Origin of the sequence: Acinetobacter sp. RF15B (genome assembly GCF_007558235.1) — a bacterium.
In the GTDB taxonomy this organism is placed as follows: domain Bacteria; phylum Pseudomonadota; class Gammaproteobacteria; order Pseudomonadales; family Moraxellaceae; genus Acinetobacter; species Acinetobacter lwoffii_C.
On sequence record NZ_VLSR01000001.1, the window covers coordinates 16575 to 40187 of the forward strand.

Here is a 23613-nt window from a genome sequence, read left to right on the forward strand (position 1 = left end):
GAGATGAGCATGAAGCTGAAAATGTTATTTGCTGCCGTACTTATTGTACCTTCATGGGCCTATGCGGCATTAGAAAGTCTGAATAATGAAGAAATGGTCGCTATTAGTGGGAAAGGCACAGAGATTTTAGGGGGGGCAGATTTAAGCTGGACCTTATCTTTAAATCATCAGTATGCCAGTGACCTCAGTAAAAAAGAGATTTCATTGGTTAATGGTTTTGAAGCGAACGGGATTGCCAAGGTGACGCAAGCCTATTATCGCATGACGAATAATCTGGAGTGTCCATTACTGGAATTATGCCGGTTGGCTATTTCTCCAAATAACCATACGGAAAAACAGCCGGATGGTTCAATAGCCAAAAAATGGCTGGTCTTTAAGCAAATTCAGGGCACATTACAGATTGATCAGTTCACTTTAAGTGGTACTACATTTATCAATCAATATAATAATCCGCAAAGCGCTATGCGCTTAACATTTTATGATGATAAACCACTTAAAATCAGAAATTTAGGTTTTAAAAGTTTATCGATTGAAGCGGGTGATGAAGGATATTTTAATACCACTAAATATGAAACTTATGCAACAGGCAGGAATGTCCCTCAATTTGACCAAGGGCAGGAAAAGGGATTCATGGGTTTGAATATTCATGGCAATATGCACATGAATGGAAATATAAAAATATTTAGCGTCAACTGTACGGGTGATGGAACAAGCCGTTGCTAGCTTGGTAGAAGAATAAGGATATTAGAATGAAAACTAAATCGCAGTTCAAATTACTCACCGTCTGTATATGTATGGCGCAGCAGAGCTATGCTCTGGAATTGATTAAAGATCAGGACTTAGGCAGTGTGACTGGTCAAGATGGGATGATCATTACCCATGAAATTTCAAAAGCGGAAGTCAATCAGGTGAACTGGTATGACCCTAATCCCATCTCAAATACAAAAATGGGTTTAGGTCTACATCATGTAAAAATTGAAGGAATTAAGCAAAAGCCTATTATTAGTACTTTTGCTATGGATGTCGGAGCAACCGAGAAGGGGGCTAGATTAAGACTTGAAGCCAGTGTAGATCCGCTTCAGCTCAAAGCTGATTTGAATATTGTAAAAAATAATTGTAATGAGGCTCCTTGTGTACAAAGCAAGCAGAATCTGGGTGAGTTAGGAATTGATATGAAATCTCCTTTCAATCTGGTTCTGCAAACTACATCAGGCCTATTTAACAAAGATAGCAAAACCCATATCAATTTTCAGTTGAAAAACACCTCAATTAGCCACAGTTTAAATAGCAATAGCTTGATATTAAATGATTTCAACTTCAATTTTGAAGGGGAAGGATATATGTATGTGGATGCCAAGGAAGGGGTGGTTTTAGCAACGTCTAATGGTATTGAAGGGATTGATAAAAATACAGTTAACCTGAATAAAGTTGGAAATAACCCAGGTGTAAATATAGATTTTCGCTATAGTACACCATCGAATGAGCGTAAAAATATTATCCGTATGGGCGCTTCAGGTGCAGTTACCAATGCCAAAATTTTCTTAAATGCTGATCAGGCAGGTATTAAAAACTTTGGTACACCTGGTCGCTCCTCATCAAGCACAAGTTATAGTGAACTGGGGAGTGGGGGACTGCATTTTGGAGTGGCGGCAGATTTTTTAAGTAAAGGTCATACCGCATTAAAATCTGGCCAGATGCCTACAACACTTGAAATTGGCCACACGGGTACAGGAAGTTATGCAATTGAGTTTTCAAGATTAAGGGCATTAACCCAGCAGGCGAATGCTTCTATTAATTTTGGCGATATTTATATAAATACAATCCAAAAAGCCAAAACACTTGATTTTGTCATTAATAAAAATATGCAGGATACTCTGGCGAAGGCAAGCCCAATTTTAGCGCAGACTTTAAATAATACGACTGAGGGTGGTGATTTTGCCCTGATTGCCATACGGGGCATGGATTTCCAGACCATTGCCTCACGTGCACGTTTCATTTCACAGACTGCTCCAGTAAATAATGATACTGGAACCTGGGGAATTGGTATTCCTATTTATAATCTGAATGCCAATCTTGCACTGACAGGAGCGACTTATGGCACAGAGCATAAAAAAGGTATTGCCTACAATCTTATGGCTTCAACCGACGGATACGGGGTTGATGGTCCAAAAGGCCCAAGTACTACTTCTATGATCTTGGTTGATGGGCACAATGGGGTACATGGTGAAGCGGTCAACTATTATGCGGGTTTGCGTAATATTGATACTTTTATTGAGTCTCAGGGCGTAATTGGTTATGAAGATGAAGGAATCTATATTCGGGCAGACAAGTTGCTTTTTGCAGCAAATGCGGAAATTGCAGTTGGTCAGTTGCCAGGTTCAAAATATAATTGTGCCAGTTCAGTTTCAGCTAAATGTAATGGTGTCATAGCAGATGATATTTTTGCTAAGAAAGAGGATGTTTTAAATACATTGGCCTTTAAATTAGATGGTAAGGGTGAGCTCATGATTATTCCGGGTGTAGAAAGTATTAACGCAACGCCCGAAACCAATTTTTTATCGCTCAAGGCCAATTTTGAATTTACTCCATTAACAGAATCCTCACCCGAATATTTAGGAAGTTATATCAGTTTAAGCACTGAAGATACGATTGCGGGTGTAACTAAGAAATCAAGTTTAAATTTAAATAAATTACAGGGTCATGTGGGTTTAAACGGGCAAATTTATTTAAAGGAAAATGCTGTAGCCTTGGACACTCAGGTGCAACTGAATTATAAGTCAACCTTGTCCAATAGAGGGCATGGTGTACCTTTTAAAGCTGAAATGGCGATGTCACCTTCAGGTACGACTATGCAAAAAATTGCGGATATCGCAATTACTGGTGGCACATTAAGAAGTACGCTGGGAATTACACCGCGATAAAAAGAATAAAGGATAAAATTATGAAAAAATCTTTAATTGCATTACTGGTGGGTACATTTACTAGTTTCTCTCATACCTACGCGATGACCATATTAAATGATGAGCAATTATCTGAAGTAGAGGGCCAAGCTTTAATCAACCTTGAATACCAGAAAGGAATTAGTGCCACTGATGCGCAAGGTAAATCTTATAATCAAACCAATATGGGATTTTATAAACTTGCTCTTAGTGCTGAAATGGAACTGAATGCCAATATTAAAAAACTACAGCTAGGCTGTGGTGGTGAAAATAATGCTATTCGTGCTGCAAGTTGTGATATTGATATTGATAATCTTGGTTTGAGCGGCTTGCCCTTAAATGCGGATGGCAGTATTAATACAAATTATACAGCCGATCAACGAGCAGCCTCTTCAGCTAAAATTACCAATCCTTTTGTCCAGATTGCGATTAAAAATCCAGATTCGGCAGCAACCAGACAGGTTCTTGGCTTCCGCGTGAGTGCAGAAAAAATTGCAGGGCTGTTAACTTTGGGTACACATAATGACCAGGATGCAAAAGGTAATGGTATTCCGAATGGAATTAATAGCTTTAGTGGTTATATGAAAACCAAAACGGCATCCGGTGTAGCTGTAACAGGTAGTCGTTCTATGACTTATGCAGATACCCAGTTAAAAATTAATGGGGAAGTTTCAGGACGTTTATTGGGCAGTAGCTCGGGTACAACTTGTGTAGGTGGTTTTTTAGATCCTTGTCATAATGTTTCTTATACCTCTGATTCTTATAATTTAAACTTATCTTCAACTTCTGCTCCTTTTACAATTAACTCTACCATTGTATCCGGGACGCGAATGAAAGATGTAATGTTAAAAGGCAGTGGTACAGTTGGGAAGATTGATTTTAGTGGGCAATTAACGGCTAAAGTATTAGGACTCTTAAATTTAGATAAGCAGGTATCGGGTAATATTACAGGCTTGAAAACAGATATTACTGTGAATCAGAGTTTGGGCTTAATTCATGCTCTGTATTTGAATAATCCTGCCTCATTATCTTTACAAGCTGAAAGTATCTTATGGCCGGGTGCGGCTGTCGGGGCAAATAAAGGTTGGTGGCTGGCAATGGAGGATGAAGTCGAACTTGGAAGTTTGAGCCCAAATACTGAAGTTGCAATTACGGATGAAGTCTTGAAGCAAACCATTGCTGGAATTAATAAAGATTTAACGGAGAACCCGCGAAATTGTGGCAACCTTTTAACAGGATGTATAGGTGGTTCCGCATTAGTGGTTGGTAATGTGCCTATGGGTTCTACAACTTTAGATTTTCCTTTAACCAACTTGAGTCTGCAAGGACAAAACTTTAAACCAAACTGCTTTGGCGGGCATAGATTCTGCTAACGGATGCCTATAAAAAATCCCGCTATTTGAGCGGGATTTTCATTTTAACAAGAATTATTTGGCAATTTTAGCCAGTAACTCTTCTTTAGACAGGTTGACTGATTCTGCATCACGACGACCTTTGTATTCAAAGGTGCCTGCATCCAAACCTTTTTCTCCCACCACGATCCGGTGTGGAATGCCCGTTAACTCAAGATCAGAGAATTTTACGCCTGGGCGCTCATTACGGTCATCCAGAAGCACATCAAAGCCCGCAGCTTGAAGCTCAGTATAGAGTGCTTCGGCAGCTTCCAGAGTGCGTGGTGATTTATGTGCATTCATTGGCACAATCGCAACTTCAAATGGTGCAATGGCCATTGGCCAGATAATGCCTTTTTCATCAAAGTTCTGCTCAATGGCAGAAGCAACCACACGGGTTACACCAATACCGTAACAACCCATGGTCACAGTGAACGGCTTGCCATCTTCACCGAGAACTTTACCGCCTAAAGCTTCAGAGTATTTTTTACCTAGCTGGAAGATATGACCGACTTCGATACCACGTTTAATTTGAAGTATGCCTTTACCATCTGGAGAAGGATCGCCTTCCACCACATTACGCAGGTCATAAACTTCAGTAAACTGTGCATCACGCTCCCAGTTGACACCAGTCGCATGTTTGTCCGCTTCATTGGCACCCGCAACAAAGTCAGACAGTACAGACGCAGCACGATCAACGATGACGGTAATCCCTTTTTCTACCAGACCCTGTGGGCCTACAAAACCGGCAGTCAAACCAAGCGCTTTGATTTGCTCTTCAGTGGCAAAAGTCAGTGGCGCTGCAATTAAAGGATGCTTTTCAGCTTTAATTTCATTTAGCTCGTGATCACCTCGGAGGAATAACGCAACCACTGGTACAGCTTTGGCTTCTTCAGTAGCAACACCTTGAACCAGCAGGGCTTTAACTGAATGCGCAGGATCAGTCGCTAAGAATGCAGAAACATCAGCAATGGTCTTTTGATTGGGAGTCTCAACAATTTTCAGTGCTTGAGCTGGAGCAGCACGCTCACCGACTAAAATTGCTTCAGCCATTTCAATATTAGCTGCATAGTCTGATTCAGTTGAGAATGCAATATCATCTTCACCGCTAGAAGCCAAAACATGGAATTCGTGCGAACCAGACCCCCCGATTGAACCTGTATCTGCCTGCACCGGACGGAAATCCAGACCTAAACGGCTAAAGATTTTGCAGTAGGCCTCATACATTGCATCATAGGTTTTTTGCAGTGATTCCTGATTGGCATGGAAAGAATAAGCATCTTTCATGATGAATTCACGTGAACGCATGACACCAAAGCGTGGACGAATTTCATCACGGAATTTGGTTTGTACCTGATAGAAGTTGACTGGCAGCTGTTTGTAGCTCTTTAATTCATTACGTGCCAGATCCGTGATGACCTCTTCATGCGTTGGACCCAGCACAAAAGGAGTGTCATGACGATCTTTAAAGCGTAACAGTTCAGGACCATATTCTACATAACGGCCTGACTCTTCCCAAAGTGAAGCCGGTTGGGTTACAGGCATAAAGACTTCAAGTGAACCGGCATTATTCATTTCTTCACGAACGATCGCAGCCACTTTATTTAATACGCGAACGCCCATCGGCAGCCAAGTGTATAGACCTGAAGCCAACTTACGAATCATACCGGCACGAAGCATCAGCTGATGTGAAATAACTTCAGCATCATTCGGGGTTTCTCTTAACGTTGCAAATAAAAAGCGACTCGCGCGCATGGAAACTGTCCTAAAAATTAAGCGTTAAAGCAGAGATTATACAATAAAAAATGAGGTGATCATTTTTGAATATCACCTCATGCTTGTGATTTAAATTATGACATGATTTTACGCAGATGGCGCAGCATAAAATTCTTTAAATCATCCAGGTAGGTGAAAATTACCGGTACTACAACCAAGGTAAGCAGGGTCGAGGTAATGACTCCGCCAATGACTGCATGTGCCATAGGCGCACTTTGCTCTCCACCTTCGCCTAGTCCAAGTGCAAGCGGCACCATACCCATGACCATGGCACTGGTGGTCATCAGAATAGGACGTAAACGGGTTTTACCGGCTGCAATAATGGCAGCATAACGCGCTTCTCCCCGGTCCATCGCCTTTTTAATAAAGTCAATCAGCAGAATCGCATTCTTGGTGACCAAGCCCATTAACATGATAATGCCAATGATCGAGAACAGGTTCATGGTCGAGTTAAACAGGAAAAGGGCTAAAAATACTCCGACCAGTGATAACGGCAGGGAGGCCATAATGGCGGCGGGATGAATAAAACTGTTGAACTGCGAACCCAACACAATATAAATAAATACGATCGATAAGGTAATTGCGGTTAGGGCATAGCCGGCAGACTCAGCCATATCGGCATTTGAGCCTTGAGTGTCGAAGCTATAACCAGGCGGAAGCTCGAAACTGGCTTGCAGTTTTTCTATATCCGAGCCGATGTCGCCCGCAGGTCGGCCAGCAGTATTGGCTTCAACCAGTACCTCACGTGCCAGATCACGCCGGTTAATCTGTGAAGCGCCAAGTTTTTCCTCAAAATTTGCCACGCTGGATAGCGGAATCAGGATCGGTTGCCCCGCAGCATCAGTTTTATTTGAAGTGATGTACATGTTCTGTAAATCACCTGGAAGCGTGCGTTGGTCTTCAGTGAGACGCAAGTTGACATCATAGGTTTCGCCTTGTTCATCTTGCCAGGTAGTGACGTCATCACCAGCAATCAGAGGGCGGACGACATTGGCAATCTGGTTGACCGATAAACCGAGATCACTGGCCAGAACACGATTAACCTGTATGCTTAAAGTTGGTTTAGGCGCTTTTAAGGAGGACTCTAAATCGACGATACCCTCGATTTTAGTCATTTCCTGCATAAAGCGATCAGAAATTTTCTGTAATTCACTCAGTTCAGGCCCTTTAATTGAAATCATAATTGGCTTTTGACCGCCAGATACGGTTTCATCGGCAGAAGCCACCGAGGTAACCATAATACCGGCCACCGATTGCAGGCGATGACGGAATTCATTATTTAAATCAGTCAGTGTTTTTTCGCGTTCAGTGCGTGGGGTAACGCTTACACGCAGACTGACATGGTTTTTACCGCGGTCGGTGACACCGTTAATCACGCCATAGGTCGCACGCACATCCGGATGCTGACGGATAATAGCATCTACTTGTTGCAGCTTGGCTTGTGAATATTCAAGAGAGGCGTCGACCGGAGTTTCAAATTTGATGCGGATTTCACCTTTGTCGGGGACGGGTACAAATTCAGTGCCGATCAGTTTGGACAGTCCGAATGCACCGACCAGAGAAGCGAATGCAATCAGGAGCGTAAGCAGCCTGAAGCGCAGAGCCAGCTTGAGCAGTTTTTCATAGACCTGGCTTAAATTGTCCAGGTGATGTGAAATCCACATGAAAAAGCGTTTAACTGCTCCAGGACGTTTGTTCGGATCTTTTTGCTTTTCTGCCCAATGCGCAGAAAGCATCGGATCGAGCGTAAAACTGACAAACATGGAAATGAGAACGGCGGTGCTGACTGTCACCCCAAACTGATAGAAAAAACGTCCAATAATCCCGCCCATAAAGGCGACAGGCAGAAAGACTGCGACAATAGTCAATGTCGTAGCCAGAACAGCAAGGCCGATTTCTTGGGTACCTTCCAGGGCTGCGGTAACATGATCTTTGCCCATATCGGCATGCCGGACAATATTTTCCCGTACCACAATCGCATCATCAATCAGCAGACCAATACTGAGAGATAGAGCCAGTAAGGTCATCATATTGATGGTAAAGCCAAAGGCCCAGATAAAAGTCAGAGTACCCAGCAGGGCAATCGGCAAGGTCAGGCCGGTAATCACGGTCGAACGGAATGAACCTAAGAATAGCAGGACAATCAATACCGCAAGCACAGCGCCTTCAATGATGGTACGCGCCACATCGCTAATCGTGCCACGAATACTTTTCGAAGCATCTACCACGACTTCCAAACTAGTGCCCGAGGGTAATTGAGTTTTGATGCTTTCCAGCGTCTTATAGGTCTGATCCACGACCTCAATCACATTGGCGTCCGAGCTACGCAAAATATCAATGGCGACAGCAGCCTTGCCATCCAGAAAAGCCCCTGTTTCAAGCTCAGCCTGACTGTCTTCAATTTGTGCAATCTGTTTCAGGAAGATGGGCGCGCCATTTTTGTTGGCAACAATTAAATCTCCAAAGGCCAGGGGATGCAGGACTTTAGAATTGATCTCAATCACCAGTTCAGAATTGCCAGATTTTAAAGTACCACCCGGCACTTCAATGTTTTCAGCTTTAAGGGTATTTATCACACTGTCTACCCCAATCCCGAAAGCACGCAGTTTTTCAGGTTCAACCTGAATCCGGATTTGACGTTGTGCATCACCGAGCAGGTTCACGGTACCTACGCCGGGAACAGTGCGCAGCTGTGGCACAATCCGCTGATCTAAGTAAGAGCTGAGGGCTTTTAAGTCCATATTGTCTGACTTGAAGACAATCGACATGATGGCATTCGCTGTCGGATCATAGCGCTCGACTACCGGTTCCTGAATTTCATCACGAAATTCGGCCGTTACCGACGCAATTTTGTCCCGCACATCCTGAGCGGCTGTGGTGGAGGGAATATCCAGATTGAATTCGGCCGTGATCATCGACAAGCCTTCACTGGATTGGGAAATTACCTGTTTTAAACCAGAAATGGTATTGATCTGATCCTCAAGTTTTTTGGTAATTTCTGATTCAACCGTTTCAGGAGATGCACCCGGATAAGTGGTATATACCACCACAAACGGAAAATCGACATCCGGGAACTCCTCTACGCCCATCCGTTGCCAGGAAGCCAGCCCCAGCACCATCAAACAGAACATCATCATGATGGTGAAGACTGGGTATTTCACACTGATTCGGGTAAACCACATAGTAATAATCCTGTCAGATTAGGGAGAACCCAAAGTCACGGCCTTGTTCAGATCTGCTTCGGTAAAAGCAATACGACTGACCTGATCGCCTGTTTCCAAGCCTCTGACCACGGCGATATTATCATTATAGCGTTGCTCCAATATCTCTATATTGACTCGCTTGATCTTGTTTTGACGAATTACCCAGACAAAGGGCTGGTTTTGAATATTCTGGATGGTATCCAGAGGAAGTATTTGTCCTGACAGCTGCCGCGAGCTTAAAATAGAGCCATCAACAAAAGAACCAATACTTAAAGAAGAGATGCTTTCATTCGGAGCTGCAAAGAATTCGATCTGGCGACTGGCCTGATCTGCAATCGGGGAGACCCGGCTAATGACTGCGGTGAGCTGATCCGGATTGCCTTGAAGCCGGTATTCAATTCGATGACCCGGGCGCAGGCTGGCCTGCATGTCACTCGGTACACGTGCTTGAATTTCCACCTGATTCGGATCCACAATTTCAAATAGGGTTTGGCCTACTGCGACTGTTTGTCCAGGCTCAACCTGACGCTGAGTAATTACACCGTTCATAGGGCTGGTGATTATTCCATCATGATCAGCCTTTTCAGCAATATCTACATTGGCTTGCTGGGCGTGTACATTTTCCAGTTGGGCCCGGTAGTCTACCTGGCTTTGCTCATATTCAACCTGAGAAATAAAGCCCTGATCCAGCAGGCGTTTCTTTCGCTGCATCATAGTGCGGGCCTGATTGGCCTGCGCCTGAGTCGCAGCCAGATTGGCACGAGCCTGAGCCAGACGGGCTGCATTATCCTGATTGTTTAACCGGACCAGAAGCTGCCCCTTAGTCACTGTCTGACCTACTTGGGCATTGACGCTGGTAGCCGTTGCTGTGACCTGGGCCTGAATGCTGCTTTGATTTACGGCACGAATTGTACCGGTAAAAGCGGTTTTCTGGACTGAATTGCCGGCTTTCACCGCCACCAGATCTTGAGGAATCAGTTCAATTGCTTGGGGAGTCGTTGCTTGGGGGGCTGACTCATTTTGACCACAGCCAAGTAGCAGTAAATTTAAGCAAAGTGCACTCATCATCAAGACTGAGCGCGGAGAGGGCATATCCAAAAGATGAGGCGGTGCAGATTGCATAAGAGTCCTTCATACTTGTGGTCGCCAAAAGCAACGACAAGTTTTATATGTTTATTCAAGTGCTTGTAAACGAGCAATAATTCTGTCGTATTCTGCTTCCAGGTTTCGATAGCGACTTTGTAAAGACTGAATATTCTCTTTTTGGAAAGTGAGATTTTTCTGGTTGTTTTGCAGGCTGGTTTTTAAAGCCGCAGGCGGTGCTTTGCCTTTACGTAAATATTCACGTTCCTGACGTACAAACATGATCCGGTCTTTTTGTAACTGCTTCATTTGTTCCTGTTGAAAGTTAATCTGCTTTTTCAACTGGTTCAGGGCTTCGGTCTTTTTCTGGGAGGCTATATGGCTGCTGTTATAGGCACGTTTAAGTTTTTGGTCCTCGGCCAGACGCTTTGCCTGCTGGGCACGTTGCGGTGCCTGCTTGATATCCAGCTCGGCATTATAAGGGCGCGCGCGCTTAATCACCTGCATATTCTGATCAAGTGCTTCATAACCATAATGAATATGATTGGGGGTGACATTGGTGCTGATATTGGCCACACCTTTGCTGTCATAATAGCGATACCAGGTGGCTTTTTGTGGGTTTTGCTGGGTATTGGCATAGCTCAGGCTCACCTGCGCAAATAAGGCAAGTACAAGAATGAATTGGCCAGTCATTTTATTTTTATCAATGACAGCAAGTTTTTCCGAAAACTGACCCATCATTGGCTCCCCAAATTTAAAGTTGACTAAATTACTTATTTTAAAGTAATAATATGGTTATATTAGACTCAAATTCTTCAATAAAAAACCACCGTTAATCAAAAAAAAATCACCAGTATAAATAAAGTGTGAAGCAGTTCTTGTAATTTGTAAACTCTGCCAACTTGTACAAAAAATGCTCATTGATAATATAAGTAAGTTTGTGTTAAAAATGTTAGCGAATCGTAATAAAATAATGCTATCAGCCTTATGGCATATCATTTCTAAAAGGGGACGGGGCAATAAATGGATGATAAATTCCAGAATTTAAAAGTTATGGTCATTGATGACTCAAAAACAATTCGCCGTACCGCAGAAACTTTACTGCAACGCGAAGGCTATGAAGTCGTCACTGCCGTTGATGGTTTTGAAGCATTGTCTAAAATTGCAGAAGCTAATCCGGATATTGTTTTTGTCGATATCATGATGCCGCGTCTGGATGGCTATCAAACCTGTGCCTTGATCAAAAACTCACAGAACTATCAGAATATTCCTGTGATTATGCTTTCGAGTAAAGACGGTTTATTTGATCAGGCCAAAGGTCGTGTTGTCGGTTCGGATGAATATTTAACTAAACCTTTCAGTAAAGATGAATTGCTTAACGCAATCCGTAACCACATTAGTGCTTAATATTTGATTTTTTTGGGGAATGGCATGGCACGTATCTTAATTGTAGATGACTCACCGACAGAAACCTTTCGCTTTAGAGAGATTCTTAGCAAACATGGCTTTGAGGTGATTGAAGCAGCCAATGGCGCCGATGGGGTCACCATGGCGCAGGCAGAGTTGCCTGATCTGGTGCTGATGGATGTAGTAATGCCAGGGGTAAACGGCTTTCAGGCGACCCGTCAGATTGCGCGTGGCGAAACCACCAAGCATATTCCGATTGTGATCGTAAGTACCAAGGATCAGGCCACTGACCGCGTTTGGGGTAAACGGCAGGGTGCTGCGGACTACTTGACCAAGCCTGTTGATGAACAACAATTAATTGATGTGATTAAGCAACACCTCAATGCAGGATAAGCTCTATGGCAGCAAATGGATTTATCGAATTGCTTCGCATTGCGAAACGGGGGAATAAAAACTACGTTTCCAATGAAAATGAAGTCAACCGATGGTCAGGTATCGCTTTTGAGATGATGGGGCAATATTTTGTTGCGCCGCTGGGGGAAGTATCTGAAGTGATCTATCCTCCAAAATATACGCCAGTTCCTAATACGCAATCCTGGGTGTTAGGTTTGGCGAATATCCGGGGAAGACTGTTGTCTGTTTCTGATCTGGCACAATATGTTTCGGGGCATGCCAGTCAGTTTTTGCCTACTCAAAAAGTATTATGTATACATCATAATGACCATTATGTCGGCTTGGTCGTTGATCAAGTTTTGGGGATTCAACACTTTAACAAGAAAAGTTTCTTTTCTAAGACCACTGAATTGGATAAAAACCTGCAAGACTACTGTCAGGGATTTTTTCACCAGCATAACCAGCAATGGCATGTCTTCTTATTCAGTCGTTTGTTGCAAAATCCAAAATTTATGAACGCGTCAATAAAATTTATAAATTAAACGTCGCACACGAAAGTAATAAAGGCGTAAATCGGGGAGAAGCTGCATGGGCTTTAAACTTAAAAAGAAGAATACAGGTGAAAGTACCAGCCGCAAAAGTGGCAATGCTTTTTTAGCCAAGATTCAATCACAAACAGATCAGTTATCACGTGTATTTGGTGACAGTGAAAAGTCTAAGCCGCTTATTTACGGGGCAATAGGCTGTCTACTCGCGGCACTCATTACCTTGCTATATCTTTTCTATAGCGTGCCACGTACCAACCAGCTGACTCAAAGTCTGGGTGATTTACGCCTACTTTCGCAAATGATTTCACGTCAGGCGACAGAAGCCACTGCTTCGGGAACACCTGAAGCGATGAAAAGCCTGACCGAATCACAAAAAGCGTTTGCTGAAAACCTGGAAACAGTGAAAAGTATTCATCCGGACAATGAAGCACTGGACACGGTGAACCAACAGTGGAGCAAGATGTCATCTAATATTGACCTGATTGCTTCACAACAAAAAATCATTAACCAGCTGTATGATACTAACATCGCGATTGGTGAAGCCATCCCGGGAATTCAGGCAGAATATAACCTGATGGTTGACCAGATGGCGCGTCAGAACATGCCTTCTAACCAGGTTGTTATTGCGAAAAACCAGGTATTTATTGCAGAACGTATCTTGCGTTCAATCAGTTTGGTATTGACGGGTAGCGATGGTTCCCGTGAATCAGCGGATGACTTCAGTGCCGATACGGAAACTTTTGGTTCTTATTTAAATGCCCAATTGAACGGTTCTGCTGAACTGGGTGTAGAACGTGTCAATGATCCGAACCTGCGTGAATCTCTGGAAGGAATCAAGGCTGAATATGATGATGTATTGCAGTCTGCGTCTGCAACGATCCTGAAAAACTCGACTCAAATTGTCAACGTTCGTCAAGCTTCTGCTGCGGTTTTCACCGAATCTGACGTGCTGCTGAATAATCTAAATAAACTGTCAAGCAAAGCCGGTCTGACGACGATTCTTCCAGCGGTTTTATTAATTCTGTTATTGATTGGCTTCCTGATCTGTGTATTCAAACTGCTATCCCTGCGTGGAGCATCGGATAAACAGCGTGTAACACGCCTGCAAGATGAATATGACCGTAACCAGAATGCGATTCTACGTTTATTGGACGAGATTGCTGACCTTGCAGATGGTGACTTACGTTCATATGCGACAGTATCTGAAGACTTTACCGGTGCGATTGCCGACTCGATTAACTTTGCGATTGACCAGTTACGTGATCTGGTATCACGTATTACCGAAACTTCACATGAAGTAGCGCAATATACGGCAACCACACAAAGCATTACCAACCAGTTAGCGGAAGCTTCTGAACACCAGGCCCAAGAAATTGCCGGTGCTTCTGCTGCCATTAACGAAATGGCAATGTCGATTGACCAGGTATCTTCAAACGCTGAAGAATCTGCCATGGTTGCGGAACGTTCGGTACAAATTGCTGCCAATGGTGCAGACGTTGTAAACCGCTCAATTGAGGGGATGGACACCATTCGTGAACAGATTCAGGAAACCTCGAAGCGTATTAAACGTCTGGGTGAATCTTCACAGGAAATTGGTAACATCGTTGCCCTGATTAACGATATTGCTGACCAGACCAACATTCTTGCCTTGAACGCTGCAATTCAAGCGTCGATGGCAGGTGAGGCCGGTCGTGGTTTCGCGGTTGTCGCGGATGAAGTACAACGTCTTGCGGAACGTTCTGCCTCTGCAACCAAGCAGATTGAAGGCCTGGTAAAAACGATTCAGACCGATACCAACGAAGCGGTAATTTCGATGGAACAAACCACAGCCGAGGTTGTGCGTGGTGCGAACCTGTCTAAAGATGCCGGTGTAGCACTGGACGAGATTCAAACTGTATCGAATAACTTGGCAAAACTGATCGCAAGCATTTCTGATGCAGCAAAACTGCAGTCTGCTTCTGCAGGTCATATTGCGACCACGATGAACGTGGTTCAGGAAATTACGTCGCAAACCACGAGTGCAACTTTTGACACAGCCCGCTCTGTTTCTGAGTTGGCAAACATGGCCGATGCATTACGTGAATCTGTATCTGACTTTAAACTGCCAGAATAAAGTTAGAGCATATGGGGTAAATGTGCCTTGATCTAGGTTGAGGCGCATTGGGACATACAGATATAAAGCCTCGACAAGATGTACTTAACTTCATAACGTTAGGTCTCGCGTGACGATGACAATTAAGTTTGAGCGCCCTTCTTGGCGGCACAACGTAAGAAGCATGAGCTATGAAAGAAATATTAAAAAATTTAGTTGAAACGACAACGCTTCCTGAAGATAGTTATCTTGATCAAGATGCAGAAATTCTTGAAATCTTTGTTGAAGAAATCGAAGAGATCTTCGTTGAGTTAAATGCTTTATTTCCAGAATGGTTTGCCAATCCAGGTCAGCAGGAGACGCTGACTACGATTCGTCGCCATTTCCATACCCTGAAAGGTTCAGGGCGGATGGTAGGGGCAAAAACAGCCGGGGAAATTGCGTGGGCAGTTGAGGATAGCTTAAACCGGGTCCTCTCAGGCTCGATTCAGCTAACACCGGTGATTCAGCAATATGCCAAAGCTGTACTGAATATTTACCAGTTTATTTTATATCCAAAATTTAAGCAGGTGCGGGAGCTGGATGTTGATTTGCGCCCAGTCATCCTGTTGGGACAACAATTACAACAACAAATTTCACCTGAGCCAGCTCTAGAAGAACTCTTGCAGTTGGCAGACAGCTTGACGGCTGAAGGTCAGATCACAGGTCTTGAATTGGCAGACAGTTCCAGCAGCGAGCTTGATAGTGCTCCGCTTAGTCCAGAACAGGCCGCTGAAAATCAGGACACGATGGCTCAGAATGATATTGATGAAACTGTTGCAATCTTTATTGAAGAAGCAGAAGAGCATCTTGAAACAATTGCCAGATTCCTGGGCAATGAAGATGAAAAAACTCAGGATTATAATGCCCTGATTCGTGCCATTCATACTTTACGTGGCAGTTCATCCATGGCGCAAATCGAGCAGATTTTTGATGCCAGCTCCAAAGTGGAACATTTGTTTAAAACCCTGGTGCAGGATGAAATCGTTTCGACCTCTAAAGAGACGGCTTTATTGATCCAGTATGCTGAATTTATCAGTGATTATTTGCATTTATTGGGCCAGAGTGAGCAGGAAGCCCTGAACAAGGTCTATGCTACTTTCATCAAGGTTTGGGATGATTATGGCTATGCAGCCAGTGAAGCAGATCGTCCGGAAACTCAAGGTCTGGTTTCCAAACTGGTTGAGCTGAATATTGATCTGTTGCTGGATGCCGAGTTTGAGTTTGATAAACGTGCCCAGATGGATTATCCGGAATATATTCAGGCTTTAAGCCAGCAGGCAGCGGAACTGCTTGCACATACCGATAATCGCGCGGCACTTGGCATCCATGAGTTTACTGCTGATTTGAAACTGGCCTATGATGCCTTGCTGGAAAAGCCGGTACTGCTCGGCAGTAATTATGCTTATGAGCTGTTTGCGCAGGCGCATCAGGAATTCATTCATCTGTTCGATACACTGGCAGCGGGACAGCGGGTGATCTTAAGCGAACAAGTGCATAAGACCCTGGGCGAACTGTCGGCATTTGTACAGCAGGATCTGGAAATCTTGAAGGATGAGTGTACAGAAACTCCGGTAGAAAATACGTTCATTCAAACAGAGCCATTAGCTGAAGCCGCTACTACGGGCAGTGTGGATTTTGCTGTACTAAGCCAGCGGATTGCCGCAGACCGTCAGCTGCTGGAAAGTAGTGAGGCACAGCGTGACTTTGATGAAGACCTGCTGAATATTTTCCTGGAAGAAGCAGATGAATTGTTGGTCAGTATTGATGAAGACCTGAATAGCTGGACCAAAAAACAAAATGACACGGCTTCATTAAATAATCTGATGCGCCATTTGCATACCTTGAAAGGGGGCGCAAACATGATTATGGCGTCACATATTGGTGCAATTGCGCATGAACTGGAAAGTATTTATGAGCGGATTATTCGCCAGCAAATTCAGGTCACTCCCGCTTTAATCCAGATGATTCGTCTGGTACAGGACAACGTTTCTGACCGTATCCAGGCGATGCGTGATGAAGGCATTGACTATCCGGCACCTGAAGCAATTGCAATTCTGCAAAATATTCAGACGCTGGCAGCAGGACAGGCGGTTGAGACACCTGTTGAAACGGGAGTACCAGCAAGTGTTGAGCTGGAGAATACAGCGCAGGCTGATGCGCTGGGTGATTTAGCAAATGAGTTGATAGTTGAAACTGCTGATGACAGCACTGATGAGCTGATATCTGAAAAACCGGCAGCAATAGAATCTGGTCTTGAAGTAGTGGCAGTTACTGCCGAGCTTTCGGCAGAGGATGAGCTGAAATCTATTGTTGAAGAAAGCTTCCTGGAAGAATCTGAAGAGGTTCTCGACAATGCAGAAAAATTGCTGAAGCAATGGTTTGAACAGCGTAGTGACCGTAGCTTGTTACTACAATTACAACGTGCCGCCCACAGCATTAAAGGTGGCGCACGTATGATTGACAATGAAACGGTTGCGAGCATTGCCTATGAGCTGGAAACTACTTTTGAGCAGTTTGCAGTCTATCATTTTAACTCGAATGCGTATGATGGCCTGTTGCAAAAAACGCTGGCCTGGCTAAAACAGGCAATTTTCCAGCGTGACTATAGCAATGTTGGGCAGATTCAAAGCGGTCTGGCAAAGATCCAGTATGTAGATGTAACGGCACAATTGCCTGAACACCTGGCCAAAACTGAACATCTGGCTGCGGTTCCTAGTTTCGAGTTTATAGAAGGTGATGGTACTGAACCACCTCAGATGATGGGTGAGTGGGCGCATACGGGTACGGGCGATACCAGCAATGAGATGATCCGTATCTCGGCCGATCTGGTGGAGAAGATGATTGACCTGTCGGGTGAGAACGCGATTAACCGTTCCCGTATCGAAATGGATTTGGGGCAGCTGGGCAATACCCTGAACGAGATGGAGCTTGCGATCAAGCGTCTGGCCGATCAGTTACGCCGAATGGAAGGTGAGCTGGAATCCCAGATTATTGCCAAACACGGTTCAGAAAACTCGCGTTATGCAGACTTTGACCCCCTGGAAATGGACCAATATTCTTCTTTGAACCAGTTGTCTAAATCTCTGGCGGAATCGGCATCTGACTTGGTAGATTTCAAAAGTACCCTGGCAGACAAGATTAGGGAAACTGAAGGCTTGTTATTGCAACAGTCACGGATTCAGGCCGAGATTCAGGAGAGCCTGATGCGTACCCGTCTGGTTCCATTTGACCGCATGTTGCCACGTTTACAACGTATTGTACGTCAGACATCGACCAGCTTGAGCCGTCCTGCCGAATTAATCGTACAAAATAATGAAGGTGAATTGGACCGTAATATTCTGGAACGTCTGGTGACCCCATTTGAGCATATGCTGCGTAATGCGATTGACCATGGTCTGGAAGATCGCGCTGAGCGTCTTGCACTGCACAAGCCGGAAGTGGGCGCTATTGTATTAAATATTAGCCGCCAGGGGACAGATGTTATCGTTTCCTTCAGTGATGACGGTAAAGGCATTGATGCCGGAAAAATTCGGGAAAAGGCTCTTGGCTTGGGCCTCATCAAAGAAGAGCAGATGCTGGATCAGGAAGAAATCTTGCAGCTGATTTTCCATCCTGGCTTTAGTACTGCCACAGCGGTTACCCAGATTTCCGGTCGTGGGGTCGGGCTGGATGTCGTACAAAGTCAAATCAAGCTGCTCGGCGGTCATGTCTCGGTGACGTCCGAGTTAGGCAAGGGAACCACCTTCAGCATTCGCGTTCCTACAACAGTGGCGGTCAGCGATGCCCTGATGGTGAAAGTAGGGGATCAGCAATATGCCATTCCACTGGCCCAGATTGACCGTATTGTCCGTATTGCGCCGTCAACACTGGAAACTTACTTTAATAGTAAAGATGACCACTTCAAGATTGATAATGAAAATTACAAGCTACGTTCTTTGTCCGAATTTGTTGCCAATCAGCCAATTCCACGTCTGAACAATATCGGTCATTCACTTCCGGTACTGCTGATCAAAGGCAATAGTGGTCAGACCATTGCCTTGCTGGTTGATCAGCTGGTCGGCTCACGTGCCCAGATTGTCGTGAAACCAGTGGGTCAGCAGTTTGCCAATATTGGCGTAGTGGCTGGTGCAACGATTCTTGGTGATGGTCAGGTCTGTCTGATTCTGGATGGTCAGAATATTGCCCGTCAGATTCAAACCACTCAGCGTCTGAAACAGTTGCAAGATCATCGTGATAGTTCACGCTACTCGAATACACGTCGTCTGGTGATGATTGTGGATGACTCGGTGACAGTGCGTAAGGTAACTTCACGTCTGCTAGAACGTCAGGGTTATGATGTGGTAACTGCTAAAGATGGTGTCGATGCGATTGAGCAGCTTGAAAATATCCGTCCAGATCTGATGCTGCTTGATATTGAGATGCCGCGTATGGATGGTTTCGAGGTGACCAACCTGGTTCGTCACCATGATATTCACCGTAACCTGCCAATTATCATGATCACATCGCGAACCGGTGAAAAACATCGCGAACGGGCGTTCAGTCTGGGGGTTACTCACTATATGGGTAAACCGTTCCAGGAAGCAGAGTTGCTGGAGAATATTCAGGAAATCATTGCAGTACAACAGGGGTCATAGATGAGTCAGAGTAACTTAAGCAGCACGATGGCTGATCAGATTAGTCAGCAGGAATTACAGCATTTAATTACGGTCTCTACCGGATTTATTGATGCTTATATTATTGACTGTCACGGCAAAGCGCCGATGTTATTACCGCAAAATATTGTTTTGTCAGCGCTGGATAGTTCGACCCAAGTCAAAACCGTAGAGTGGCATGAAGCCAAACTGCCGGTCTATGCGGTGAATGAGCCTTCTCAGCAACAGGGGGTTGCTCTGGTGATTGAAGGGGATGAAATCCACCAGCGTTTTGCCCTGATGTGCAATGAAATGCCAAAAACGATCCGTTTACGTATTTCTGAAGTGGTGGATGCGGAGCAGTCCGATTATGATCCTGCCGTATTCCAGTATGTCCGTATGGCAGAACAGTTATTCCATATCCCGAATATGGCACATATTCAGGCTACACTCGGTCTATAAAAAATATAAACATAAAAAGGAACTCTACGGAGTTCCTTTTTTATGTCTTCATCTAGTGCTTAGTGGCTCAGTAAGTTCACCAGAATCTGCTCATAAATTTCAGCCAGTGGCTCTAGATCGGCAATATCTACATGTTCATTGATCTGGTGGATGGTGGCGTTCAGTACCCCAAGTTCCAGCACCTGAGCTCCAGTAGGGGCAATAAAGCGGCCGTCCGAGGTCCCACCAGATGTAGACAGTTCGGCTTCACGACCTTTCACACTCAAGATGGCATCTTTGGCAGCATTTACCAGTTCGCCCACCGGGGTCAGAAATGGCGAGCCAGACAATGTCCAGGAAATGTCATACTCCACCCCATGACGGTCCAGAATCTCAAGGGTACGTGCCTTAAGTTCTTCGGCAGTCACTTCGGTGGAATAACGGAAGTTAAACAGCAGTTCCATGCTGCCCGGTACCACATTGGTTGCACCCGTACCGGCATTGATATTGGAAATCTGGAAAGAAGTGGCCGGGAAATAGGCATTGCCATGATCCCAGACCGTATTACATAATTCTGCAATAGCTTGAGAGGCAGTATGGATCGGATTCACTGCAAGCTGCGGATAAGCCACATGGCCTTGTTTGCCTTTAACCGTTAGATGGGCATTTAATGAACCGCGACGGCCATTTTTGATAATATCGCCGAGTTGATGTGTGCTTGATGGTTCGCCCACCAGACACCAGGTGATTTTTTCATTGCGTGCCTCCAGCGTCTCAATGACTTTTACCGTACCATTGATGGAGGGACCCTCTTCATCTGAAGTAATCAGATAGGCAATCGAGCCTTTATGATTTGGATATTTTGCTACAAAACGCTCAGTGGCCACCACCATAGCAGCTAGCGCTGTTTTCATATCGGCACTGCCACGACCATAGAGCTTGCCATCACGGATTTCTGGCTGAAATGGGTCCGAGTTCCAGGCTTCCAGATTTCCTGTAGGTACCACATCCGTATGGCCAGCAAAGCAGAATACTGGGTCTTCTGTTCCTTTACGCGCCCAGATATTATCCACATCTTCAAAGCGCATGGCTTCAATATGAAAGCCGATCTGCTTTAAACGTTCCGCCATGATCGTCTGGCAGTCATGATCCAGAGGGGTAATAGAAGGCTGGCGTAACAGTTGCAGGCTTAAGTCTAGAGTGGCAGAAGAGTCCATAGGGTATTCTTAAGTGGGTAAATTTATGGCTTCTATAATAGGGGAATATAAGCTGGAATGTGAATATGCCATATAAAAAAACCCTATCGTAGATAGGGCTTCCTGGTACTTGAAAAAACTTAATTGTGACGGATTTCTTCAGACGTTTTTTCCGCAGTATTAGTGACAGTATCTCCAGCTTTGGAAACGTCTTTTCCCAGACCTTTGAACGTATTACAACCAGTCAATACAAAAGCCATTAGCAATGAAGTAGCAAGAATTTTTTTCATCATCATCTCCATATAATCAATAATAAAATTATTATGATGTGGAACTTAGATTAGAAAATATATGTTCTAAAAAACATGAGGTTTTCATAGTGCTTCGGTTAATAGATGTAATGTTTTATAGTGACTTATGTGTAGATAAAGGAAGTAGTAAGGGATTGCGGTACATATAAAAATCTTCTTGATCTGCTTTTTTATATAATCCATCTGTCCACCAATATGGCTTTAAACAGCTCGGCTGAGCATTTGGATAAATCCATTCATGTCGTTGCAGACGATAAAAACCGGAGCTGGGATCAGGAATCTGCTGTCCCCATAAACCCAGACGCCGTCCAGTATTTATCCATGCGGGCAGGGGCTGATCAGCACGATGAAGTGGTAGATAAAGCTGGCCCTTAATCACACAAAAACGTTGTTGGATAGGATGCCCAAGCGCCTCGGTAAACTGAAACTGTTTCTGGGTAAAATGCTTCATTTTCCGGATTAAAGTATCACTGCGGTTCAGGCCATACCAGTGTGGCAGGCTGAAATCGGCCTCAGCCAGATAATATTTCAGGGCGATTTCCCAATGCTCAACCAGACCGCTATCGCTATTTAACAGTAAAAAATCCAGCTCACCCAGTGTTTTGGCGCCGTCAATTTTCTGAATACTATGTCCTAAAAGCTGGTAAGGATGATAAGCATCATCCAATAACCAGAACCAGATCAGCATTTCAAAGCGCAGGCCGAGCCGGGTGCTTTTCAGTTGCCCGACAAAATATTCCAGTTCTTGTGGATGCTGATCTAGATATTTCAGGCGCGGATGATAGTGCTGTAGATGCTGCTGCCAGTGCTGGTTATTGTGTAGCTCAAAACCATGCACAATCGTCAGCTCATCTGGGAGTCCGGACAGGATGTTGGGGCTGCCGACAGCGAAGGCCAGTTGTCGTACCAAAGGGTGCTGATAGCATTGCCATGTTTCTACAAAATTTTGATTTAGACGGGAAAAGGGCATCACGTGACCTGTGAAAGTGCAGAAATATAACGGAGAGCAGATAAAAACACTTTATACTACCCTAATTCCGGGGTTGGGACTGATTTATGAAAATGTTGTTTTGGCGAAGCCTAGTGGTGGTGTTTGTGATCCTAGGTTTTATCGGTGCATTTTTGCCGGGTATGCCAACAACAGTCTTTTTAATTCTGGCTGCCTGGGCGGCTTCTAAAGGTTGGCCACAGATGGATGAGTGGCTACTTAACCATCCAAAATATGGGCCTACGCTTAGCGCCTGGCGAGCCAATGGTACGGTGCCTCGTAAGGCCAAATGGTTGGCTAGTATCATGATGCTGATCAGTGGAATCATTATGCTGGTGACCCCAGCACCTGTCGCTGTCAAAATCTTTACTGATATCATCTTGCTGATTGTGACTATTTGGTTATGGCGCCGTCCTGAACCCCTGCCAGAGAGCCAGCAACATGAGCAGATCGCTACCTCAGTATCTTCTTTAATCAAGAAAAAGACCGAGAATGATAAGTCATGAATAACTTACAGCTGGCTCAGGCCGAAATTCTGATTGATTTAGCCCAGCAAAAACTGTATTTGCCGCGCTTTAATAAGAGCTATCTGATTTCAAGTGGAAAAAACGGGATAGGTGAAACTGAAAATAGTGGCAAGACCCCGCGTGGCTGGCATAAGGTGGCAGAAAAATTTGGTCAGGAAATGCCTTTAAACAGTGTATTTATTGCCCGTCAGGCCACGGGTGAGATTTATAATGCTGAGCTGGCAGCCCGGTTTCCTGAGCGGGACTGGATTTTAAGTCGTATTTTGTGGCTTCGTGGTCTGGAAGCCGGCTTTAATCAGGGCGAAGGCTGCGATACCTATCAGCGCTATATCTATATTCATGGCACGCCAGATTCAGAATCAATGGGTACGCCGAGGTCACATGGCTGTATCCGGATGCGCAATGCAGATATAGCAGAGCTGTTTCGTCTGGTGAATGAAGACGCACTGGTCTATCTTTCGGAACAGCCGCTGGAGATTGAACCTGAATCTTTAAAAATAAGACAGATGAATGAATAAAATCAGATGAAATATCACTTATTTTCACCAGGTGAATAAGTCCTGAGTGTTAAATTCACTGCTGGATGGTCTGAGGGAGATATGAGGGAAAGGAAAGTTAGCGACAGTACTGGATCATAAAATATTA

General features: G+C 44.5%; 17 protein-coding genes and 2 pseudogenes. 12 read left to right on the plus strand and 7 right to left on the minus strand.

Features of this window, described 5'->3' with window-relative positions:
- Positions 1–9 precede the first annotated feature (9 nt).
- From E2K74_RS00070 to E2K74_RS00080, 3 genes are read left to right on the plus strand one after another with little or no spacing between them, the layout of a single operon-like run.
- Positions 10–723 carry a hypothetical protein gene (locus tag E2K74_RS00070; protein WP_151205784.1) on the plus strand — a complete coding sequence of 238 codons (714 nt, stop codon included), beginning with the start codon at positions 10–12 and terminating at the stop codon, positions 721–723.
- Between the two features lie 26 nt (positions 724–749).
- Positions 750–2921 (plus strand): DUF6160 family protein, encoded by a 2172-nt coding sequence (locus E2K74_RS00075; RefSeq protein ID WP_151205785.1) that lies wholly within the window; start codon positions 750–752, stop codon positions 2919–2921.
- A gap of 20 nt (positions 2922–2941) precedes the next feature.
- A complete protein-coding gene (locus E2K74_RS00080) occupies positions 2942–4312 on the plus strand; it encodes a hypothetical protein (protein ID WP_151205786.1) in 1371 nt (456 codons plus the stop codon).
- A gap of 54 nt (positions 4313–4366) precedes the next feature.
- Here the strand turns inward: E2K74_RS00080 and E2K74_RS00085 are convergent, their stop codons facing one another.
- The 4 genes from E2K74_RS00085 to E2K74_RS00100 all read right to left on the minus strand — a co-directional run bounded on the left by E2K74_RS00085 (position 4367) and on the right by E2K74_RS00100 (position 11130).
- Positions 4367–6085 carry a proline--tRNA ligase gene (locus E2K74_RS00085; protein WP_151205787.1) on the minus strand — a complete coding sequence of 573 codons (1719 nt, stop codon included), beginning with the start codon at positions 6083–6085 and terminating at the stop codon, positions 4367–4369.
- A gap of 95 nt (positions 6086–6180) precedes the next feature.
- Positions 6181–9288 (minus strand): efflux RND transporter permease subunit, encoded by a 3108-nt coding sequence (locus tag E2K74_RS00090; RefSeq protein ID WP_151205788.1) that lies wholly within the window; start codon positions 9286–9288, stop codon positions 6181–6183.
- Positions 9289–9306: 18 nt separating this feature from the next.
- The gene (locus E2K74_RS00095) at positions 9307–10431 is read right to left on the minus strand and encodes an efflux RND transporter periplasmic adaptor subunit (RefSeq protein ID WP_151205789.1); all 1125 of its coding nucleotides are present in this window, start codon (positions 10429–10431) and stop codon (positions 9307–9309) included.
- 51 nt (positions 10432–10482) lie between these two features.
- Positions 10483–11130, minus strand: a complete 648-nt coding sequence (locus tag E2K74_RS00100; RefSeq protein ID WP_151205790.1) for a hypothetical protein — start codon at positions 11128–11130, stop codon at positions 10483–10485.
- A 285-nt stretch (positions 11131–11415) separates the two neighbouring features.
- Between E2K74_RS00100 and pilG the strand changes: the two genes are divergently transcribed.
- The 7 genes and pseudogenes from pilG (at position 11416) to E2K74_RS00130 (ending at position 19967) form a co-directional block, all read left to right on the plus strand.
- Complete coding sequence (gene pilG, locus E2K74_RS00105; RefSeq protein WP_004784987.1) at positions 11416–11799, plus strand: twitching motility response regulator PilG; 384 nt, start codon at positions 11416–11418, stop codon at positions 11797–11799.
- A 24-nt stretch (positions 11800–11823) separates the two neighbouring features.
- Positions 11824–12192, plus strand: coding sequence for a response regulator (locus tag E2K74_RS00110; protein WP_151204718.1), 369 nt, complete (start codon positions 11824–11826; stop codon positions 12190–12192).
- 5 nt (positions 12193–12197) lie between these two features.
- Positions 12198–12734 carry a chemotaxis protein CheW gene (locus E2K74_RS00115; protein WP_151204719.1) on the plus strand — a complete coding sequence of 179 codons (537 nt, stop codon included), beginning with the start codon at positions 12198–12200 and terminating at the stop codon, positions 12732–12734.
- Positions 12735–12780: 46 nt separating this feature from the next.
- Positions 12781–14853 (plus strand): methyl-accepting chemotaxis protein, encoded by a 2073-nt coding sequence (locus tag E2K74_RS00120; protein WP_151204720.1) that lies wholly within the window; start codon positions 12781–12783, stop codon positions 14851–14853.
- Between the two features lie 170 nt (positions 14854–15023).
- A pseudogene (locus tag E2K74_RS15080) lies at positions 15024–16877 on the plus strand (Hpt domain-containing protein); the annotation flags it as partial.
- 270 nt (positions 16878–17147) lie between these two features.
- Positions 17148–19508 (plus strand): annotated as a pseudogene (locus E2K74_RS15085) (response regulator); the annotation flags it as partial.
- A complete protein-coding gene (locus E2K74_RS00130; protein ID WP_151205792.1) occupies positions 19509–19967 on the plus strand; it encodes a hypothetical protein in 459 nt (152 codons plus the stop codon).
- Between the two features lie 59 nt (positions 19968–20026).
- On the opposite strand, the gene dapE is transcribed toward E2K74_RS00130, so the two are convergent.
- The 3 genes from dapE to E2K74_RS00145 all read right to left on the minus strand — a co-directional run bounded on the left by dapE (position 20027) and on the right by E2K74_RS00145 (position 22423).
- Positions 20027–21163: a succinyl-diaminopimelate desuccinylase gene (gene dapE, locus E2K74_RS00135; protein WP_151205793.1), complete on the minus strand. Its 1137-nt coding sequence runs from the start codon at positions 21161–21163 to the stop codon at positions 20027–20029.
- Between the two features lie 119 nt (positions 21164–21282).
- Positions 21283–21432 carry an entericidin A/B family lipoprotein gene (locus tag E2K74_RS00140; protein WP_151204724.1) on the minus strand — a complete coding sequence of 50 codons (150 nt, stop codon included), beginning with the start codon at positions 21430–21432 and terminating at the stop codon, positions 21283–21285.
- 115 nt (positions 21433–21547) lie between these two features.
- Positions 21548–22423: a DUF1853 family protein gene (locus E2K74_RS00145; protein WP_151205794.1), complete on the minus strand. Its 876-nt coding sequence runs from the start codon at positions 22421–22423 to the stop codon at positions 21548–21550.
- A gap of 86 nt (positions 22424–22509) precedes the next feature.
- Between E2K74_RS00145 and E2K74_RS00150 the strand changes: the two genes are divergently transcribed.
- The gene (locus tag E2K74_RS00150) at positions 22510–22947 is read left to right on the plus strand and encodes a YbaN family protein (RefSeq protein ID WP_151205795.1); all 438 of its coding nucleotides are present in this window, start codon (positions 22510–22512) and stop codon (positions 22945–22947) included.
- Positions 22944–23486, plus strand: coding sequence for a cell wall-recycling L,D-carboxypeptidase ElsL (gene elsL, locus E2K74_RS00155; protein ID WP_151205796.1), 543 nt, complete (start codon positions 22944–22946; stop codon positions 23484–23486). The genes E2K74_RS00150 and elsL overlap by 4 nt, the downstream gene beginning before the upstream one ends.
- The last annotated feature ends 127 nt before the right edge of the window (positions 23487–23613 follow it).

Excerpts from the sequence above, each read along its gene's own strand:
- E2K74_RS00110 (WP_151204718.1), top strand. The coding sequence starts at position 11,824 with ATGGCACGTATCTTAATTGTAGATGACTCACCGACAGAAACCTTTCGC.
- E2K74_RS00075 (WP_151205785.1), top strand. The coding sequence starts at position 750 with ATGAAAACTAAATCGCAGTTCAAATTACTCACCGTCTGTATATGTATG.
- E2K74_RS00080 (WP_151205786.1), top strand. The coding sequence starts at position 2,942 with ATGAAAAAATCTTTAATTGCATTACTGGTGGGTACATTTACTAGTTTC.
- E2K74_RS00090 (WP_151205788.1), bottom strand. The coding sequence starts at position 9,288 with ATGTGGTTTACCCGAATCAGTGTGAAATACCCAGTCTTCACCATCATG.
- E2K74_RS00085 (WP_151205787.1), bottom strand. The coding sequence starts at position 6,085 with ATGCGCGCGAGTCGCTTTTTATTTGCAACGTTAAGAGAAACCCCGAAT.
- E2K74_RS00150 (WP_151205795.1), top strand. The coding sequence starts at position 22,510 with ATGAAAATGTTGTTTTGGCGAAGCCTAGTGGTGGTGTTTGTGATCCTA.
- E2K74_RS00130 (WP_151205792.1), top strand. The coding sequence starts at position 19,509 with ATGAGTCAGAGTAACTTAAGCAGCACGATGGCTGATCAGATTAGTCAG.
- elsL (WP_151205796.1), top strand. The coding sequence starts at position 22,944 with ATGAATAACTTACAGCTGGCTCAGGCCGAAATTCTGATTGATTTAGCC.
- E2K74_RS00100 (WP_151205790.1), bottom strand. The coding sequence starts at position 11,130 with ATGGGTCAGTTTTCGGAAAAACTTGCTGTCATTGATAAAAATAAAATG.
- E2K74_RS00070 (WP_151205784.1), top strand. The coding sequence starts at position 10 with ATGAAGCTGAAAATGTTATTTGCTGCCGTACTTATTGTACCTTCATGG.
- E2K74_RS00145 (WP_151205794.1), bottom strand. The coding sequence starts at position 22,423 with ATGCCCTTTTCCCGTCTAAATCAAAATTTTGTAGAAACATGGCAATGC.
- E2K74_RS00115 (WP_151204719.1), top strand. The coding sequence starts at position 12,198 with ATGGCAGCAAATGGATTTATCGAATTGCTTCGCATTGCGAAACGGGGG.
- E2K74_RS00095 (WP_151205789.1), bottom strand. The coding sequence starts at position 10,431 with ATGCAATCTGCACCGCCTCATCTTTTGGATATGCCCTCTCCGCGCTCA.
- E2K74_RS00120 (WP_151204720.1), top strand. The coding sequence starts at position 12,781 with ATGGGCTTTAAACTTAAAAAGAAGAATACAGGTGAAAGTACCAGCCGC.
- dapE (WP_151205793.1), bottom strand. The coding sequence starts at position 21,163 with ATGGACTCTTCTGCCACTCTAGACTTAAGCCTGCAACTGTTACGCCAG.
- pilG (WP_004784987.1), top strand. The coding sequence starts at position 11,416 with ATGGATGATAAATTCCAGAATTTAAAAGTTATGGTCATTGATGACTCA.
- E2K74_RS00140 (WP_151204724.1), bottom strand. The coding sequence starts at position 21,432 with ATGAAAAAAATTCTTGCTACTTCATTGCTAATGGCTTTTGTATTGACT.